Here is a 19,060-nt window from a genome sequence, read left to right on the forward strand (position 1 = left end):
ATGACGGGACGCTTCCGCAGTAAAAAACCAGGGGTCGATATGAACGATATAAAAGATATTCTGGTCATCGGTGGCGGTATCAATGGCGTGGGTATAGCCCGTGATGCTGCCGGAAGGGGACTTAGCGTTACCCTGATCGAGCGGGACGACCTCGCCGCCCACACTTCTTCCGCCAGTACCAAACTCATCCACGGCGGATTGCGGTACCTCGAATATTATGAATTTCGCCTGGTGCGCGAGGCGCTCATGGAACGGGAGCGGCTCCTGCACATCGCCCCACACATCATCTGGCCGTTGACCTTCATCCTGCCGGAAGGGCCAAGGAGCCGCGCCGGGTGGAAGCTCCGCGCGGGTCTCTGGCTCTATGACCATCTCGCCCCACGACAGAGTCTTCCCGCGTCCCAGGCGTTGCGTTTTGCCCGACATCCGGCGGGAGAGATTCTGGCGGACAATATACGGCGCGGTTTCAGCTATTCCGACTGCTGGGTGGAGGACAGTCGGCTGGTGATCCTCAATGCCATGGACGCGCGGGAACGGGGGGCGGAGATTCGGCTGCACACGTCGCTGAGCAAGGCAGCCGTCGTCGATGGAGTCTGGCATGCGGAAATCGAGTCGGCCAGCGGCCAACGGGAAACACTGCTTGGGCGTTGTCTGGTCAATGCCGCCGGTCCTTGGGTGGGCGACATCCTGGGTACGGTGCTCCATCTACCCACCCACAAAAGCGTGCGCAAGGTAAAGGGCAGCCACATTATCGTTCCCCGCCTCTATGACGAGGACTTTGCCTTCATCCTGCAGAATCCCGACGGGCGGATCATTTTTGTCATTCCCTACGAGGGTGCCTTCAGCCTCATCGGCACCACCGATATCCCCTACGACGGCGACCCCGCGCAGGTACAGATCACTCCCGAGGAGACCGCATACCTCTGTGCCTGTGCTTCCCGTTATCTGCGAAAACCCGTCGTTCCTGCAGACGTGGTGCGTAGCTATTCCGGCGTGCGCCCCCTGTATGACGATCATGCGGCCAATGCTTCGGCGGTGACCCGGGATTATGTCCTTGATCTTGAGAAAGGACCCGGCGCGCCGGTGCTCTCGGTTTTCGGCGGCAAGATCACCACCTATCGGCGCCTGGCCGAACATGCCCTGCAACTTTTGGAGCCGGAGCTGGGTAAGGCCACGGGTCAGTCCTGGACGGCGACGGCGGCGCTGCCCGGCGGGGATTTCCCGGGCGCGGACTTCGACCGTTTCCTGCAGCAGCTGTCGAGTCGATATGCCGGATTTCCGGTCGCCTTGCTGCGTCGCTATGCCCGCGCCTATGGCACCCGCGCAGAGAGGATTCTGGCAGGCCACCAGCGACCGGAGGAACTGGGTGAGGATTTGGGCGGGGGGCTGTACGAGGCAGAAGTACAGTATCTCGTCGCGCAGGAATGGGCGAATACCCCCGAGGACATCCTTTGGCGACGTTCCAAGCTTTCCCTGCACGTACCTTCCGGGACCGAGCAACGGCTGCGCCAATATCTGGAGAAAACCATCAGCAAGCGCTGAGCAACGCGAGAAGGAGTACATAACATGTCCAATTACGTCGGAGCCATCGATCAGGGGACCACCAGTACCCGTTTCATCATTTTTGACCACGCCGGCAAGATCATTTCCCAGTCGCAAAAGGAACACCGGCAGATCTACCCGCACCCAGGCTGGGTGGAGCACGACCCTCTGGAGATCCTCAACAACAGCAATGAAGTGGTCGGTGCCGCTTTGGCCCGCGCCAACCTCACGGCGGGCGACCTGTCTGCGGTGGGAATCACCAACCAGCGGGAAACCACCGTCCTTTGGGACCGACACAGTGGCGAGCCGCTCGCTCCGGCCATCGTCTGGATGGATACCCGCACCGATCAGTTGATGCGTCGCTTCTTGCAAAAGCGGGATCAGGCGTGGTTTCGCGAGAAGACTGGCTTGCCCCTCACCACGTATTTTTCGGCGCTCAAGTTACTCTGGCTACTGGAGAACGTTCCTGGAGCGCGGCGCAAGGCTGAGCAGGGTGACGCTCTGTTTGGGAATATCAACACCTGGCTGGCCTGGAACCTGACCGGAGGCAAAGATGGCGGTTTGCATATCACCGACGTCAGCAATGCCAGCCGGACCCTGCTCATGGATCTGCGGCTTTGCCGCTGGGATGAGGAGCTCCTCACCGAGTTCGGCATACCCGCCTCCTGTCTGCCACGGATCGTTTCTGCGAGTGAGATCTATGGTGAAATCCGCACCGCCCCTCTGCGCGGTGCGCCTCTGGCAGGCATGCTCGGCGATCAGCAAGCGGCCTTGGTCGGGCAGACCTGCTTTGCGCCCGGCGAGGCAAAGAATACCTACGGCACCGGTTGCTTTCTGCTGATGAACACGGGATCGGAAGCGGTCCATTCCAAGGCCGGCTTGTTGAGCACGGTGGCCTATCGCTTTGGCCAGGAGCCGACCCACTATGCCCTGGAAGGCTCCATCGCCATCGCCGGGGCATTGGTCCAATGGTTACGCGATAACCTGCACTTTTTTGACCTGGCCGAGCAGATCGAGGCGCTGGCGCGCAGTGTGCCGGATAACGGTGATGTCTACATCGTTCCCGCTTTTGCCGGCCTGTACGCACCCTATTGGCGGGAAGATGCCCGTGGGGTGATCGCTGGCCTGACCCGCTTCGCCACCAAGGCCCATCTGGCGCGCGCCGCCCTCGAGGCGACGGCCTATCAGGTGCGCGATGTCGTCGAGGCGATGGAAGTGGATAGTGGTATCCGTTTGCGAGCTTTGCGCAGCGACGGCGGTATGGTCGTGAATGAGCTGCTGATGCAGTTCCAGGCCGATATGCTCGCCGTGCCGGTGCAACGTCCCCGTATCGTCGAAACCACCGCCCTGGGATCCGCCTATGCCGCCGGCCTGGCTACGGGCCTGTGGCAAAGCACGGAGGATCTCCGCGCCAATTGGGGCGTTGACCATGTCTGGAATCCGCAGATGGAAGACGGCGATCGGGGTCGCCTGTATCACTCCTGGAAGAAGGCGGTAGAGCGTTCCTTTGCTTGGGTGGAGGGAAACTGAGATGAATACATCAGTGGCTGTGGGCGTGAAAACGGGTTGGCGGGCGCACTCCATCTGGGCGGAGATGATCGCCGAGTTTCTGGGTTGTTTTGTGCTGCTCGCCTTCGGCGCCGGTTGTGTGGCGGTGGCGGTGGTTGGTTTGACGGAGTCGCATCGTACTCTGGTGATTTTCCAGGGAGCCGGGGGTTGGCTCCTGATCACCTGGGGTTGGGCGATGGCGGTCGCCATGGCAGTCTATGTAGCAGGCGGAGTCTCCGGGGCGCACATCAACCCGGCGGTCACCCTAGCCTTTGCCTTGCGCGGCAATTTTCCCTGGCGCAAGGTCGCACCTTACTGGATTGCCCAGGTGGTCGGCTGCTTTGCTGGCGCCGCCATCGTCTATTACGACTATTTTCTCGCTATCGACAAGTGGAATCTGACCCATGACGTCCTGTCGCGGGCGGCACCCGGCGGGCTGACCACTTTCAGCATCTTTGCCACCTTTCCGGCCGCGTACTACGGCAATCAGATGGGTCTCGCCCTGCTCGATCAGGTAGTGGCGACCTTCTTTCTCTTGCTCTTTGTTCTCGCCATCATCGACAACATGAATGTCGGACCCGGCGCCAATCTGGCGCCGCTGATGATCGGCTTCGCGGTGGCGGCCATCGGTATGTCCTTTGGGGTGGGTACCGGCTACGCCATCAACCCTGCCCGTGACTTTGGTCCCCGCTTTTTTTGCTGGCTGCAGGGCTGGGGCGCCAACGCCTTTCCCGGTCCGCATGGCTACTGGTGGGTACCCATCGTCGGCCCCCTCATCGGGGCGGCGATTGCCGTCTATGCTTACGAGTGGATGATCAGTCGCACTCTCTGCGCTCGGGCCAAGCTCTTGCAGGAGAAGCAGCCGCGCGTCGAACAGAAGGGTCTGGGTTTCAAGCTGGAAAAGTTGCAAAAAGCGCTGGATGAGGTGCGCACGCAAATCGAAGCAGAGGAGGCAAAACAATGAAGGCATTGATCAATGATCCAGAGGCCGTGGTCAGCGAATCCCTTGCCGGGATGGCCCTCGCCCATGGGGATCTGCTGCAGGTACACACGGACCCCAGTTATGTCTTGCGTAAGGATGCGCCGATATCTGGCAAGGTGGCGATCATCTCCGGTGGCGGTTCGGGCCATGAGCCCATGCACGCCGGCTTCGTGGGAGCAGGGATGCTGGATGCCGCTTGTCCAGGGGCGGTATTTACCAGTCCTACCCCGGACCAGATTGCGGCCGCGTCCCTTGCCGCCCATGGCGGCGCCGGGGTGCTGCATCTGGTCAAGAACTACACCGGCGATGTACTGAACTTTCAGATGGCCGCGGATATCCTGCAGGAAGAGGGTGTGGCAGTGGAGCAGGTGCTGATCGATGATGACGTCGCCGTCGAGAATTCGCTCTACACCGCGGGACGACGCGGTGTCGGGGCAACGGTACTGGCGGAAAAGATCTGCGGTGCCGCGGCGGCCGCGGGCATGAAGCTGGCGGACTTGGCATCGCTCGGCAAACGGGTGAATGGGCAGGCGCGCTCCATGGGCCTGGCGCTCGGGCCCTGCCACAATCCGAGCACGGGTCAGGAAGGCTTTCAGCTCGGTGACCAGGAGATCGAATTCGGTGTGGGCATCCATGGCGAACCCGGGCGACAACGGATTCCCATGGCATCGGCGGATCAGCTGACGCGGATGCTGATGGAGCCGATCCTGAGCGATCTACCGTTTCATCCAGGGGATCCCGTGCTCCTTTTCGTGGATGGCCTCGGGGCCACGCCTTTGCTCGAGCTCTACATCGTGTACCGGGCGGCCGAAGCAATCGCGCGTGACTACGGCCTGCATGTCCAGCGGCGCTTGGTGGGATCGTACATGACCAGCCTGGACATGGCCGGGGTGGCGATCACGGTCCTGCGCCTGGAACCCGATCTGCAGCGATGGTGGGATGCTCCGGTCCATACCGCGGCGCTGCGTTGGGGTGTTTGAGGAGTGTGCCATGGACTTTGATAGCAAGGCCCTGATGGCGTGGATGCGCTGCGTTCACGAGCGGCTGTTGCAGGAAAGGAGTAGCCTCGATCAGTTGGATACGGCAATCGGGGATGGCGATCACGGTAGCAATCTTTCCCGTGGCTTCAGCAAGGTAGTGGAGAAATTGGCGAGCGTCACTTCGGGCACCCCTGGAGAGTTGCTGAAGGGAGTGGCGATGACCTTGATCGGATCCGTGGGCGGCGCCTCTGGGCCACTGTATGGCACCTTCTTCCTCGAGACCGCCAAGGCCATGGGTTCGGCGGCGACCTTCCAACCCGAGGATCTCGGACATTGTTTGCAGAGTGGTATCGCCGGCATACAACGCCTGGGCAAGGCCAGCGCTGGCGACAAGACCATGCTGGATGCGCTGATGCCTGCGGTCGAGGTACTTGTCGCGCGCGGCAGCTTTGCCGATGCGGCGCGGGCGGCAGAGGCCGGGCTCGCGGCGACGATCCCCCTGCAGGCGCGTAAGGGTCGCGCCAGTTATCTTGGCGCACGCTCCATCGGCCATGCCGACCCCGGTGCTGCCTCCGCCGCCCTGCTCTTTACCTGCCTGGCGCGTGCGGGGGACTGAGCGTGGCAACTTCGCTGCCGGTTGCACTGTTGCTCGTCTCCCACAGCCAGGACCTCGCCGAGGCAACGGAAGCTCTGCTGCGGCAAGTGACGGGCGATTCCGTGCCGATCGTGCTGGCGGCGGGAGCGGGGGACGATGGCCGGGAGCTCGGCACCGACGCCACACACATCGCGGCGGCATTGGCGACGCTCGTTCCACGGCCGGTGCTGATCCTCATGGATTTGGGGAGTGCCCTGTTGAGTGCGCAGATGGCCCTGGAATTTCTGCCGCCCGAACAACAGGAAAACGTGGCGCTTTGCTCGGCGCCATTCGTGGAAGGCGCCATGGCTGGGGCATTGGCAGCCCAGGCTGGCGCGGAGCTCGCGGTGGTCGCGCAGGAAGCAGAAAATGCCCTGGCTGCAAAACAGCGTGCGTTGCCAGGTGCTACCAGTCCTGCGGGCTCGGGGCTGCCAACGCCGGCGCCAGCAGCGTTGCACAAGCGCTGTTATTCCCTGAAAGACCCTGCTGGCCTGCATCTGCGTCCCGCAGCCGATCTGGTGCTGCTTGCGGGGGATGCGGGAGTGGATCTCTGGATCGGTCGGGCGAACGCGGAACCAAACTTGGCGCCTGCCAGAAGCCTCAGCGCCCTACTGGCCTTGGAGCTGCGGCGCGGCGAGACGCTTTGCGTATACAGTCAAGAGCCTCTTGCTCCGAGTGTGGCGGCGCGGCTGGATGCACTGTTTGGCGGCCCCGCCGAGGATGCCCAGGAAACGCACGCGCGGGGCGTCGTGCCCGGCATTGCCGTGGGCCAGGTCTTCGCAGCGCAGAATGGATTGCGGGACTTCCTGCCAAAGGCAGAGCCTGCCGATGCCCACGGGGCCGCACGGATCCGGCAGGCAATCAGCGTCGTGTCCGGGGAAGAACAAGGGAACGATATCCTCGCTGCCCAGCGCGCCTTACTTGCAGACCCGCGTTTACTGCAGTTGATCGACGCCGAACTCGCAAAGGGCGAAGGACCTGCCCACGCCTGGGTGGCGGCGGTGGAAGCCCTCGTGCAGGAAATCGAATCCCTGCACCAGCCGCTCTTGCGCGCGCGTGCGGCGGATTGGCGTGATCTCGGCAGGCGAGTATTGCAAGAACTGCTTGGGGTCAGGGAGGCGGAGACCGCGACGGACACCCCACACCTTCTGTTGGTGGACGATTTGTTGCCGTCCCAGGCCGCCAATCTCGATCCGGCGCAGGTGCTGGGTGTGCTCGATCGACGGGGTGCAGCGAACAGCCATGCCGCAATCCTGCTTCGCGCTGCAGGAATTCCCTACGTCATCAACGCCCGTGACTCCGCTTTGCGCAGCGGAGTCTGGGCAGCGATGGATGGGGCTACGGGAGAAATCCTCATCGCCCCTCAGGAAGAGCAGATTCAGGCGCTGCGAGCACGCCACGCACAGGGCGAACCCCTTGCTTTGCCGGCAGATTTTTCCGGCACCTTGCGCGTTGACGATGCGACGCAGATCGAATTCTGGGCGAATGTCGGATCGCTGGCAGAGGCCCGCGAAGCCCAGCGTTTGCGGGCATTCGGCATAGGACTGTTGCGCACGGAGTTTCTCTATCTGGACCGATGGCAGATGCCGAGTGAAGAAGAGCAGATCCGTCAGTTGCAGCAAATACTTCTCGCCATGACGGGGCGCCAGTCGGTCATCCGGCTTCTCGACGCCGGTGCCGACAAGGCATTGCCTTTCCTCGACTTGCCTGCAGAGCAAAATCCTGCCCTCGGATTGCGCGGCATTCGTGCCTTGCTTGCGCGTCCTGATTTTTTGCGAATGCAGCTAACCGCGATTCTTCGCGCGGGTTACCGTCAGGCGATTGCCATCATGCTTCCCATGGTGAGTAATCCGCAGGAAGTCGTCGAAATCCGATCGCTGCTGGCATCCGTTCATGGGGAATTGCAAGCGCAGGGCCATGAACACGCCTGGCCCGTGCCGGTGGGCATCATGGCCGAAGTGCCAGCGATGTTGCTCGAGGCCTCCAGCTTCCGTGGCATTACGGACTTCGTGTCGGTGGGCACCAACGACCTCACCCAATATGTTTTGGCTGCCGATCGTGGTGATGACCGCCTGCGTTCGCTCGTTGACGCCGGGGAGCATGCCGTTCTCAGTCTGATTGCGCGACTTCTGGCAGAGCTCGATGCCCCCGTTTCCGTTTGCGGAGAGGCCGCGGGAGATCCCCGACTCGCCTTGATGCTGGTACGGCTGGGCATACGCCGCCTATCGATGAGTCCCCACCGTTTCGCAGGGGTTCTCCAGGCGCTGCACGCCGAGGAGCGCAGATGAGCGAGGCGAACATCGCCGTAGAGTTGCTGTAGGGAGCGACGCCGCCCATATTTGCCCCATATCGGGCGCTTCCGTAAACAGCTTGCTTGGAATGCCATGTTAGCACTGGAATGCGACAGCTTTCACAAAAGCTCGGCGACCAGCTCCAACCAATGGCGCAGGGGCGTCTGCGTCGCTTGGGCAAGGAAGAGTTGGCAGCCGACATTGGCGGTGGCAATCCACTGCGGCTTTTCTGCCTCGAGATTTTTCAGCTTGCGCCGCCGCAGTTCCTGCGCCAGCTGCGGTTGCAAGAGGGAGTAGCTGCCGGCGGAGCCGCAGCAAAGGTGGCTGTCTGCCACGGGCAACAGGCGGTAGCCCAGGCGTTGCAGGATGGCTTCGGCGAGGCCCTGGATGCGTTGGCCATGTTGCAGGGAGCAAGGGGAATGGAAGGCGATCCGTGCCTGTTCCGCGGTTGCCTGCGAGAGTTCGTCGCGATGGGCGTAGAGCCACTCCGAGGGATCGCGAGCCAGGGCAGCGACGCGGGCAGCCTTGGCGGCATAGTGCGAATCGTTCCGGAGAATTTCGCCGTAGTCCTTGACGACACTGCCACAGCCGCTGGCGCTGATGAGGATGGTATCCACCCCAGCCTCGATGGCGGGCCACCAGGCATCGATGTTGCGCCGGATCTGCGCATGCGCCTCCTCCCAGGCGTCCAGGTGTAGACTCAGGGCCCCACAACAACCCGCGCCGGTGCCATGCAGCAAGGTGTAGCCCAGCTTGGCGAGAATCGCCTGCAAGGCCGCTTCGGTACGCGGGGTTGCCACACTCTGCACGCAACCCGCGAGGGCAAGGACCTTTCCGCGCCGAGGGCTAGTGACCGGGATGGGCCTGGGGACAGGCGTCGGGGCCGGCAGGGTGCGGGCGACAGGATCACGAAGGATTGGCCGCAGAGCCTGCGCGACCCCCAGGAGGGGACGCAAGCGTTGCAGTTGACTGATGATGGCGCGGATCAGTCGTCGTTTGAGTACCGCATCCGGGGAGCGGGGCAGCGCAGAATTTTGCAGATGACGCCCAAGCTCGAGGAGGCGACCATAGCGCACCCCTGAAGGGCAGGTGGTTTCGCAGGCGCGACAGGAGAGGCAGCGATCCAGGTGCAAACGGGTGGTCTCCCGCGCCTCTTCCCCCGCGAGCAACTCCTTGAGGAGGTAGATGCGTCCGCGCGGGCCATCGAGCTCGTCTCCGAGGACCTGGTAGGTGGGGCAGGTAGCGTTGCAAAAGCCGCAATGGACGCAGCTGCGCAGAATCGCCTCTGCCTCCTGAGCGATGGGGTTGCCTTGATAGCGCGGAGCGAGTCGAGTTTGCATCGGTCTTTCCTATAGGCTCGGCTTGAACCGGCCAGGATTGAGAATGCCGGCAGGGTCGAAGGCCGCTTTGAGCCGCTGCTGCAGGGCGAGGAGCGCTGGCGGAAAGTCGGGAAAGATCTCGACGCCCTGCTGCGCGTTTCGGAAGACCGTGGCATGGCCGCCTTGGGCCGCGGCCCAGGCACGCAGGGCTTGGGCATCGAGGGGGCCGCGCAGCCAGCGTTGTTGCCCGCCCCAATCGAGAAAGGCAGGGCCGAAGGCGTCCGGCGTCGGAGGGCGTCCAGCTGGCAGGGCCAGGCGCCAGAGGGGGGCGTCGCCGGCAAAGAAGGGCAAGCGTTGCTCACGCAAATCCTCCCAGAAACGATTTCCCGTTTCGTCCTCGAGAACTTCCCCAGCGACGCTGGCGGCAAAGTTGCGTACGCGGCTGGTGGCGCCGGCAAGGCGCAGGTACAGGCGCTCCCCGTCGTGCGCCGCGGCGCTGATGGGGGTGGCGCGCAGGGACCAGGTCGCGAGTTGCTCGAGGGCGTCGCCGGTGGAAAGATCCAGCGCGACACTGCAGGTGGAAGCGGGAAGCGGCAGGACCTTGCAGGTGATTTCCAGGAGCACGCCCAGGCTGCCGAGGGAGCCGACCAGGAGACGCGAGACATCGTAACCCGCCACATTCTTCATCACTTTGCCGCCGAAGCGCAGATCCTCACCGCGACCGTTGAGCAGGCGGACCCCCAGGACATGGTCACGAACGGCGCCGGCGTAGGGTCGGCGCGGGCCGGCAAGGCCACTGGCTACACAGCCACCAAAGGTGGCATGGGGGGAGAAGTACGGCGGTTCGAAGGCCAGCATCTGCCCCCGTTCCGCCAGCGTGGTCTCGATCTCCCGCAACGGCGTTCCGGCGCGGGCGCGGAGAAAGAGTTCTCGGGGTTCATATTCGAGGATGCCTTGGTGCCCGCGCAATTCGAGGACGGTTGCGGCTGCCGGCCGCCGACCGTAAAAATCTTTGCTGCCGCCGCCGCGTATTGCCAGAGGCGTGCGGCTCTCAAAGGCAGCGACGACCTGTTGTTGTATTTCGTCGCTGCGATCCATGTCAGAAACGCTCCAGCTCGGGAAAAGGAAGCTTGCCGCCATGCACATGCATGGCGCCGAGTTCGGCGCAATGATGCAGGCTGGGCACGGCTTTGCCGGGATTGAGCAGACCCGCGGGATCGAAGGCCTCCTTGATGCGATGCAATTGCGCGAGTTCCGCCGCCGAAAATTGCACGCACATACCGTCGAGCTTTTCCACGCCGACCCCGTGTTCGCCCGTCACCGTACCGCCAACGGCCACACAGAGTTCGAGAATGCGCGTACCGAGGGCCTCGGCACGTTCCTGCTGCCCCTCCTCATTGGCGTCGTAGAGGATGAGCGGGTGCAGGTTGCCGTCGCCAGCATGGAATACATTGGCCACGCGCAAGCCGTAGTCGCGGGCCAGGAGCTTGATCTGCTCGAGCACTTCGGCCAGTTTTTGCCGGGGAATGGAGCCATCCATACAGTAGTAATCGGGACCGATGCGACCCACCGCCGGAAAGGCCGCCTTGCGTCCCTTCCAGAGAGCCATGCGGGTAGCCTCGTCGCGGGCGACACGGAGTTCTTCTGCCCCTTGGGCGCGCAGGATCTCCTCCACCTGTTGCAGTTGTTCTTGCAGTTCATCTTCCTCGCCGTCCAATTCGCACAAAAGGATGGCCGCCGCCTCCCGTGGATAGCCGACATGAACGAAGTCCTCGGCGGCCTGAATCGCCAGTTGATCCATCATTTCCAGGCCGGCAGGGAGGATGCCGGCGGCAATGATGGCGCCGACGCTTTCCGCCGCTTGCCGTACCGAGGGAAAAGAGGCAAGCAGCACGAGGGTCTGGGGAGGGATGGGCAGTAGGCGCAGTTGGCAGCGGGTGACCACGCCGAGGAGCCCCTCGCTGCCGATGACCAGGGAAAGCAGATTGTAGCCCGGCTCATCAGGCGCAAGGCTGCCAATCTGCAGGGTCTGGCCGCTACTGTCGCAGAGCTCCACGGCAAATACGTTGTGCGTGGTGAGACCGTACTTCAGACAATGCACGCCGCCGGAGTTCTCCGCCACATTGCCACCAATACTGCAGGCGATCTGCGAGGAAGGATCGGGAGCATAGTAAAGGCCGTGGGGGCGCACCTTCTCGCTCACCGCGAGATTCCGCACCCCAGGGCCGACGCGGATGGAACGACTGCGCAAATCCGGTTCTTCCAGGTCGCGCAGCCGGGCGAGACAGAGAAGCAAAGCGGAGGACGTGGGCCGCGCCCCGCCGGAGAGTCCGGTGCCCGCTCCGCGTGGCACTACGGCGACACCATGGGCATGGCAGAGGCGCAGGATTTCTTGCACTGCCGCCGGGGTTTCCGGCAAGGCGACACACCAAGGCAAGGCGCGCAGGGCAGAAAGCCCATCGCATTCGTAGGGGCGCAGGCTTTCGGCATCCCGCAGCAGCCCGTCCTCGGGGAGGAGCGCTGCCAGGGCAGGGAAGAACTCTTCTTCGGCGAGGGTATTCGTGCTCATGCTGCCTCTCCACGCAACCGCCGTCGCACCAGGGCGAGGGCGTCGCGGTTGCCGACATTGCCGGGAAAAATCACCACCGGTAGCGCGGGAAAACGCGGGTGCTCCGGTGGGCAGAGGACCAGACTACAACCCGGTAGGATCTGCCCCATACTGCGTACCATTGCCAGTGCCAGGCCCTCGCTCAAGGTGTCGTTGGAGGTTATGCCGCCCTTGGCGATGAGGAAGCTGATCTCTCGCGGCAGGCCTTGCAGGAGTTCCATGAGAAAGCGTGATACTGCCTCGCCAAAGGCCAATCGTTCGGCATCGCTGGTAAAACGGCGCTCCTCGCGACTGGTATAGATGACCAAATCAAGACCTCTGTCGAAGAACGCCCGAGACTGTCCAAGCAGTTCCTCGCGATAGGCGGCTCGCGACGCCCCCTGACAGCGGTCGACGTCTACCATGATGGCGGCGACCCCCTCCTCTTGGAGGAGGACTTCAAGCTGTTCGCTGCTTTTGCGCACATGGGAACCCACGAGGACGACGCCGGGAGTGTTCCCTCTACGAAACCGTCCCATCGCCTCTGGGGCGACCGGTTGCGGCGGTAGATCGGCCAAGGCAGTGAGCAGACTGGCAGCGCTGCGAAAGAGAAAACGCTTGCCAGCCTGCTGAGCGGCGCGCACGGTGTTTGCGAAGCGTACGAGATCGGCAGGGGTCTCGGCATCCACTACGACGCAGACATTACCCGTCAGGGTACGGAGGATTTCCTTGCCCTGCTGCGCCAGATCAGCGGGGCGGAGAACGCGAACCGCTGCGGCGGGAATGCGTCCGCCCGTCTTTTCTTCCACGTAATCCGGCAAGTAACTGTGATGAAAAGAAAAGACCGAATCCTTGGCAAATTCCGTTTCGTGCACCGGCAGCAAGCGCCCATCCTGAAGCAGGTACTGGGTTCCCCCCCGGGTGATGCGGCCACCTTCGAAGAAAGCCGGCACCAGGAAGAGTGCGTCGAAAGGTCCGAGCTCTTCGCTAAGGATATCGGTTTCCAGGGGATAGTGACCGCGCAGAGTGGAATCGGAACGACTGACGATGAGGGGCTGCAGCGCCGGCCTCGCTGCGAGAACCGCGCGCAGGCCACTACAGATCTCCCGCATACGGTGGGCAGCGGCAGCGGCGGGCAGGGCGCGGGTGTTGGCGAGCAGGAAAAAGAGCGGTGCGGGATCGTCGAGGGCGCTCCGCAGGCTGGCAGCATCCCAACGAGTCAGGAGGAGACAGCTATGCACGGTTTGCGATCCCGTCGGATCGTCGTCGATGACGATGATCTTGCTCATGCCGTTACTCCAGGGTCGCCAGACGTTTCTGCAGCCGCTCGCGAATCTGTTCGCGGGCGAGGCCATTCAGGCCCAGGAGCTGCCCGGCGGAGGCGGTGGTATCGCCCCGTTGCCAGGCAAAAATCTCGCGGGCGCGATGGCGACTGCGCAGGAGCACGGGTTCGAGGGCGGTTGCCGGCCCGCCACTAAAGCCCACCAGGAGATCGGCATCGAAGAGGGCGTGGAATGCGGCATCGTCGAGGAAGCCGCGATCGAGCTCGGCAATATCCTCCTGCGCCACATCTTCCGGCCGATAGAGCTGGCGCGGGTTGATGACGGATACAATACGCACGCGATAGCCCGCCGCCACGAGATCGTCCTGCACCGCAAAAACGGGCAGTAGGACCATGTCGCCAAGGACGGCAAAGACGATGCTCCCCCGCTCACCCTCTCCCGCCTCCGCGAGGGTGATTGCCCCCTCATGCAGGCCACGGCGGGCATCGGCCAAACTCAAGCGCACCGGCAGCGGGCTCTTCGAGGCGATAATGGTCATGATCTTGTTGTGACTGTTTACCGCCATCTCATAGGCGACTTGGATGCTGTTGGCATCAGGCGGATAGAGCAGAAAGACATTGCCGTTACGCATCTGTGCAGCGATGTAACTCTCGATTTCCGGGCGCTGATGGGTCCAGCCGTTACGGCCCTGTTCCAGGGCCCCAGCGGTGAACATGCAGACCAAGGAAGGGGTGCGCCGACGCAGCTCGGCCATGGCCTGGCCCACGGTTTGGACGATGGGCCAACCGTTGATGGCAAAGGACTCATACGACAACCACAACGCGCGCCCACCAAAGAGGGCAAGACCCGCCGCTAGGCCGGCGCAGGCGTCTTCGCTCAGCGGTTCATAGACCTGCCCGCCTGGTTCCTGGTGGTAGAGCGGATCGGGAGTCGGATGGCGTATCTTCAAGGCCTCGTTGATGGCTTTCATGTTCGAGGCCTCGGTACCATCGGCGTTGCTGACCACAAAGTGGCGATCCCTGGTGCCGAGCCAGGCGACCAAAGCCGCCATGGCCGTGGCGGGCACCGCCGTCTCACCGAGGGGATACGCATGCAGAGGAAATTCGCCCAGGGCGGGAAGTTCCAGTTCCCGTTCCGTGACCACCGTCCGCGCCGCTGGCCCACCGCCGGCACGCACGCAGTTTTCGCGCACCAGTGCCCAAGCTTCGGGGGACAGGGCACGTTGGGCCAAAGCGCTACGGATTTCCGGGGATTCCAGGGTGTCTTGGGGATGGAGGTTGTGTGCCTTGGCGCCCGTCGTGTGTACCCCGGCACCCTTGAGTTGCTTGAGCAGGAATGCCGTATGACGACCGGCGAGGGCACTCGCCGCTGCCTTGGCCATGCCGGTCAGCACCGCTTGCATGAAGGCCATGCGGCCAGCTTCGGAGAAACGGGTGGAGTCGACGTAGGGACCAGCCTGCCCGGCATCGTCGTAGTCCTTGGCATCGACCAGAATCACCTCGTCGAAGTCGTGGGCACGCCAGTAGGCGATCATCTCTGCATTGCTCATGCGCGAGATCATCGAATGATGCTCCTGGCTGAAGCCATTCCAGACCAGTATGGGCAGGTAATTGGTGACTTGGGGGTAGGCAAAGTGGAAATGCTTCATGCTGCTCAGCACATAGGGCTCGCCGAGGCCACCATCGCCGATGGTCACCGGAAACAGGACGCCAGGATGCAGTAAGGCCCCGGCCATGGCGAAATGTTGCCCTTGGCCCAGGGGACCGGCGGGAGCGAGGAGGCCAGGAATGGCACCGGAGAGATGCCCGAGCAGGCCGTGACGCTCCCGGTAGCGCTCCATGAAGTCCTGCATGTTCCGGATCCCCATGCTCTCCAGGGAGCGATCCAGGAACATGGCGCTGTAGAAGCCGGGGGCATGGTGGCCTACCTCGGTCACGATATTGGTGTGCCCGAGGAGGACTAAGGCGGCATAAGCCTCGGCGCTGGAGGCGAAGCCGCCGGGATGTCCCGAGGACTTCGCGGCACAAACCTGCAAGGTGCAGTAACGCAGCGCATCCGCCAGCAAAAGCGCTTGATAGGCAGCAGTCCGGCTGGTGGGATCGGCTATGCAACCGCTGTCCTTCGCTACCACGGCTGCGTGGCCACAGTCGGCATCGATGCTCCAAGGCATGCCGAACTGCTGGATACCGTGGCGAAAATCGGAAAATTCACGGTGCTCGGGGGTAGAAGTTTGCATCGTTTGGTCCATCGGCAGAAATCTTGTTTTCACTCTAGGAAGAAACTTACTATTCCGCAATGAAGATTATTTTCCATGATACGGGATAAACATATGGCCAAGGCACAGGTTTCCTCGGGAATACAGGTCATTGACCGCTTGCGCGCGCTTCTCGACGCCCTCGCAGCCGAAGGCGGAGAGGCGAGTCTCAAAGTCCTTGCCGCGGAAACCGGCCTTGCCAGTTCCACTGCCTTTCGCATCCTCGCGGCGGCGCAGGCGAATGGGTTGCTGACCCGCGACGCGCAAGGGCATTACCTGTTTGCAGCACAGCTCGCAGACTGGGCAGAACTCATTGCCGGGCGCAACGACCTCTGCACCTTGGCGAGACCGACCATGCTTTGGTTGCGCGACCAGGTGCAGGAGACGGTAAATCTGAGTATCCAGGAGCAGGATGAGGTGCTGTACGTGGCACGCGTTTCACCCCGTCGTCTGATGCGGGTGGAGCAGATCATCGGCAGTCGCGCGCCCCTGCATTGCACTGCCGTGGGCAAGCTCATGCTCGCCCGTGGCGATGCCGAGGCTATTGCTGCCTACGCACGCCGCTCCGGCCTTCCCGCCCTCACCCGGCATTCGCTGCGCTCCCTTCCCGCCCTGCTCGCAGAATTGCAGGCAACCCGCGAACGCGGCTTTGCCCTCGATAATGAAGAGGCCGAGGAGGGTGTCGGCTGCCTTGCCGTGCTTCTCGAAGCAAAGCTGCCATGGCGGGTGGGTCTGAGCATCTCGGCCCCCATCGAGCGACGACAACTCGCCTGGAGCAAGCTTCTGCACGAGGCAGGGCGGCGTATCGTTCGCAACCTGCGCGGGCGCAAGGTCACCCTCAATGTGCATTATCCGGAGCACCCCGATTACAGGCCCCTGTCTCGCTGACAAAAGCAAACCCGTAGCACGGACCTGGGCTGCCAAAGGGTGATGAAAGTTCCGCATCGTGGAATAACGGAACATTGCGGAAAAAAATTCTCGGAACTAGCCTGAACTAGCGGTGAATAGGGCGCTAACTCCATGTATTGTCAAATTATTATTCTCTTATATCCCAGCCGCCCGAAATTCCGCCTTACCTTCGCAGGTGCGGAGGATGTATTACTGAGAGGAGAGTAAGCCATGGATATTCGAGAATTGCCGGAGTACTCATCGCCGTATCGCTGGGTAATGGCAGCGGTGGCGGGGATCATCATGACCACCAGTTTCATGTCCTTGACCGCCTTTGGGGTGGCCGCACCGGCCATGGCGCAGGCCATGGGGGTTTCCGCGTCGACGCTCGCCACCGCCGGCGTGGACGCCTTTTCCGTGGGCCTCTTCGTGGCCTTTTTTCTTGGGCATGGAGGCATCTTTGATACGCGCATCAAGCTGGGCGTGCTGTTGGCCCAGGTGTTTCTGATCGTGCCGCAAATTCTGTTACCCATTCTCATCCCGCTCACCAAATCCCTGCTCCTGTTGGTGGTCCTGCGCTTTTGTCAGGGTTTGATGATCATGATGATCGCCCTTTTTTCCCTGCAACTCGGCGGATGGTTCCGGTCCAGCCAACGGGGCATCTCCCTGGCGGCGATGCTCGGCGCCATCACCCTCGGCGGGGCTGTGGGTGGCATCGTCACGGGTAGCCTGGCATCCCTGGGCTGGCAGAATGTCTATTTCATCACCGCCGGGATCATGGTGCTGGGTGCGGTGATTTATTTTCTGTTTGCCAAGGATGCCGCAAGCCATGCCGCCGACATCAAACAATCCAAGTCCTCCCACCATCGCAGTGCCTGGTCCTATCCGATGACTTGGATCATGGGCATCGTCCAGATCCCCAACAACTGGGCACTGTTCACCATTGGCGGCTTCCTGCCTCTCTATGCCTACCACCTGGGCTACCATCCGACACAGACCGGCAATGTGATGTTCATTTGGGGCTTGATGGGCTTTGTTGCTGCCATTTTCGGTGCCCTGCTCGGCGATCTTTGGGCCCGGCGCGATAGTTCCCATCGTAGTGTCATCAACGCCAGGCTTCGGGTCATCAGTCTCGCCAACGGTGCGGTAATCCTCGGCGCCTTGATGATTCTGTACGTTGCACCGGTGTCCTACACCTGGTTTCTGATTTCCGCCCTGGTGGTCGCCTGTACCATGGCGACGCCTCCCAACTACTGGGCATCGCCCTGCAATTGCTTTCCCGTGGCAACCATGGGGGCCGGTGCCTTCGCGATTGGTCTGATCTCCAATTCGGTCAGCGCGATCGGCCCGGTTTCTTCGTCGATCCTGATTGGTACCGTCGGCTGGTCCGGGGTCTTTTGGGTGATGGCGGTTTTGGCCGGATTGGGGATGCTCATCAACCTTTGGGCCATGCGCACCCCGCTGCCCATCGACCTCGAAGCAAAGCGCAGCGTCGCGCCCAGCGGCGATGTGGGTGCGGCGGTCGGCTAAGACGCGGTACCCTCGCCAGCGAGACGGAAGGCGCAGCTTAGGGTGGCGGCAACGCCGCGGGCGGTTCGCCGCAGGTTCTCGGGACCAGCGGCGAGAATTTCGGACTCACTGAGGGGCGCGGCGACGGTGCTGAAGATCGCCGTCGCCCCTAGCTTTCGCCAAGTCTCCGCAGCACCTTGCAGGGCACCGCCAAGAATGATTACCGGTCGCCCTTGGCGTTGGGCGAGGCGCAGCACCCCAGCTACGGTCTTGCCGTGCAGGGTCTGTTCATCGACACAGCCTTCGCCGGTCACGACCAAGTCTGCTGCAGCAATACGTTGCTCCAGGTGCAGCAGTTCGGCGATGATCTCGATTCCTGGGCGCAGGCGTGCACCCAGGAAGAGGCAGGCGAAGCCAAGACCGCCCGCGGCACCGGCACCCGGCAAGGCAGCAAGGGTCCGACCAGACGCTTTCTCGAGCTGACGAGCGTAGTTGGTCATGCCCATCTCCAGAGTGCGGACGGCGTCGGCATCTGCCCCCTTCTGTGGGCCGTAGATTTGGGCCGCCCCCGTGGGACCAAGAAGGGGATTGTCCACGTCGCAGATCGCCTCCAGCCGCACCCGCGCAAGGCGCGGATCGAGCTCGCTAAGGTCTACCGCGCTAACGCGGGTAAGATGCTTGCCGGCGGGATCTAGTTGTCTGCCCTGCGCGTCGTAAAAACGGGCACCGAGAGCGCTGAGCATGCCCATCCCCCCGTCGTTGGTGGCGCTGCCACCGAGGCCGATGAGAATCGTCTCCGCGCCATGATCCAGGGCCGCGCGGATCAGATCGCCGGTACCTTGGCTGCTCGTTTGCAGGGGGTCGCGTTCCTCTGGCTGCAGTTGCAGGAGGCCGCTCGCCTGGGCCATTTCCACCACCGCCGTTTTTCCCGCGTCGATGAGGACAAGATTGGCCTGGCACCATCGCCCCAAAGGATCGCGCGCCGCGACTCTTTCGCTGCTTCCCTCTTGGGCCTGCAGGAACGCTTCGGCGGTCCCTTCTCCGCCATCGGCGAGGGGTAGGAGGTCAAAAATCGCAGCAGGAAATACCTCGGCAAATGCTTGCTGAATGATCTGCGCGGCGGCAGGGGCGCTCATAGTGCCTTTGTAATGATCGGGCGCAATCAGAAAGCGCAGGGAGCGTGGCGTCTGTCCAGTCATTGGTCGGTCTCTTTTTTTGCATTCGGGACCCGGCGATCTGCCGA

Annotated in this window: 14 protein-coding genes; 8 read left to right on the forward strand and 6 right to left on the reverse strand. The window is 62.7% G+C overall.

Annotated elements, in window-relative coordinates; genetic code table 11:
- Nucleotides 1-39: 39 nt before the first annotated feature.
- Genes glpD through dhaM form a run of 6 tightly spaced genes read left to right on the forward strand, consistent with a single transcriptional unit; the run spans nt 40 to nt 7,974 of the window.
- Nucleotides 40-1,542, forward strand: a complete 1,503-nt coding sequence (glpD, locus tag ORD17_RS04900) for a glycerol-3-phosphate dehydrogenase (protein WP_308389759.1) — start codon at nt 40-42, stop codon at nt 1,540-1,542.
- Nucleotides 1,543-1,566: 24 nt separating this feature from the next.
- Entirely contained in the window at nt 1,567-3,072 is a 1,506-nt protein-coding gene (gene glpK / locus ORD17_RS04905) for a glycerol kinase GlpK (protein ID WP_308389760.1), read from the forward strand.
- Nucleotide 3,073: 1 nt separating this feature from the next.
- Nucleotides 3,074-4,054, forward strand: coding sequence for an MIP/aquaporin family protein (locus tag ORD17_RS04910; protein ID WP_308389761.1), 981 nt, complete (start codon nt 3,074-3,076; stop codon nt 4,052-4,054).
- Nucleotides 4,051-5,052 carry a dihydroxyacetone kinase subunit DhaK gene (gene dhaK, locus ORD17_RS04915; protein ID WP_308389762.1) on the forward strand — a complete coding sequence of 334 codons (1,002 nt, stop codon included), beginning with the start codon at nt 4,051-4,053 and terminating at the stop codon, nt 5,050-5,052. The genes ORD17_RS04910 and dhaK overlap by 4 nt, the downstream gene beginning before the upstream one ends.
- 10 nt (nt 5,053-5,062) lie before the next feature.
- Entirely contained in the window at nt 5,063-5,668 is a 606-nt protein-coding gene (dhaL, locus tag ORD17_RS04920) for a dihydroxyacetone kinase subunit DhaL (protein ID WP_308389763.1), read from the forward strand.
- A gap of 2 nt (nt 5,669-5,670) precedes the next feature.
- Nucleotides 5,671-7,974: a dihydroxyacetone kinase phosphoryl donor subunit DhaM gene (gene dhaM, locus ORD17_RS04925; protein WP_308389764.1), complete on the forward strand. Its 2,304-nt coding sequence runs from the start codon at nt 5,671-5,673 to the stop codon at nt 7,972-7,974.
- A 122-nt stretch (nt 7,975-8,096) separates the two neighbouring features.
- Here dhaM and glcF read toward each other — a convergent pair whose 3' ends face one another.
- Genes glcF through ORD17_RS04950 form a run of 5 tightly spaced genes read right to left on the reverse strand, consistent with a single transcriptional unit; the run spans nt 8,097 to nt 15,402 of the window.
- Complete coding sequence (glcF, locus tag ORD17_RS04930; RefSeq protein ID WP_308389765.1) at nt 8,097-9,317, reverse strand: glycolate oxidase subunit GlcF; 1,221 nt, start codon at nt 9,315-9,317, stop codon at nt 8,097-8,099.
- Nucleotides 9,318-9,326: 9 nt separating this feature from the next.
- Nucleotides 9,327-10,394 (reverse strand): glycolate oxidase subunit GlcE, encoded by a 1,068-nt coding sequence (gene glcE / locus ORD17_RS04935; RefSeq protein ID WP_308389766.1) that lies wholly within the window; start codon nt 10,392-10,394, stop codon nt 9,327-9,329.
- Nucleotide 10,395: 1 nt separating this feature from the next.
- Entirely contained in the window at nt 10,396-11,865 is a 1,470-nt protein-coding gene (locus tag ORD17_RS04940; protein ID WP_308389767.1) for an FAD-linked oxidase C-terminal domain-containing protein, read from the reverse strand.
- Nucleotides 11,862-13,172: a four-carbon acid sugar kinase family protein gene (locus ORD17_RS04945; protein WP_308389768.1), complete on the reverse strand. Its 1,311-nt coding sequence runs from the start codon at nt 13,170-13,172 to the stop codon at nt 11,862-11,864. The genes ORD17_RS04940 and ORD17_RS04945 overlap by 4 nt, the downstream gene beginning before the upstream one ends.
- Nucleotides 13,173-13,176: 4 nt before the next feature.
- A complete protein-coding gene (locus ORD17_RS04950) occupies nt 13,177-15,402 on the reverse strand; it encodes a phosphoketolase (RefSeq protein ID WP_308389769.1) in 2,226 nt (741 codons plus the stop codon).
- A gap of 93 nt (nt 15,403-15,495) precedes the next feature.
- On the opposite strand from ORD17_RS04950, the gene ORD17_RS04955 reads away from it, so the two are divergent.
- Nucleotides 15,496-16,308, forward strand: a complete 813-nt coding sequence (locus ORD17_RS04955) for an IclR family transcriptional regulator (RefSeq protein ID WP_308389770.1) — start codon at nt 15,496-15,498, stop codon at nt 16,306-16,308.
- 231 nt (nt 16,309-16,539) lie between these two features.
- On the forward strand, nt 16,540-17,838 hold the full coding sequence (locus ORD17_RS04960) for an MFS transporter (protein ID WP_308389771.1): 1,299 nt from the start codon (nt 16,540-16,542) through the stop codon (nt 17,836-17,838).
- On the opposite strand, the gene ORD17_RS04965 is transcribed toward ORD17_RS04960, so the two are convergent.
- Complete coding sequence (locus ORD17_RS04965; protein WP_308389772.1) at nt 17,835-19,016, reverse strand: glycerate kinase; 1,182 nt, start codon at nt 19,014-19,016, stop codon at nt 17,835-17,837. The two genes, ORD17_RS04960 and ORD17_RS04965, sit on opposite strands and share 4 nt — an antisense overlap.
- Nucleotides 19,017-19,060: the final 44 nt, after the last annotated feature.

Origin of the sequence: Acidithiobacillus sp. AMEEHan (assembly GCF_030996345.1) — a bacterium.
Lineage (GTDB): Bacteria > Pseudomonadota > Gammaproteobacteria > Acidithiobacillales > Acidithiobacillaceae > Igneacidithiobacillus.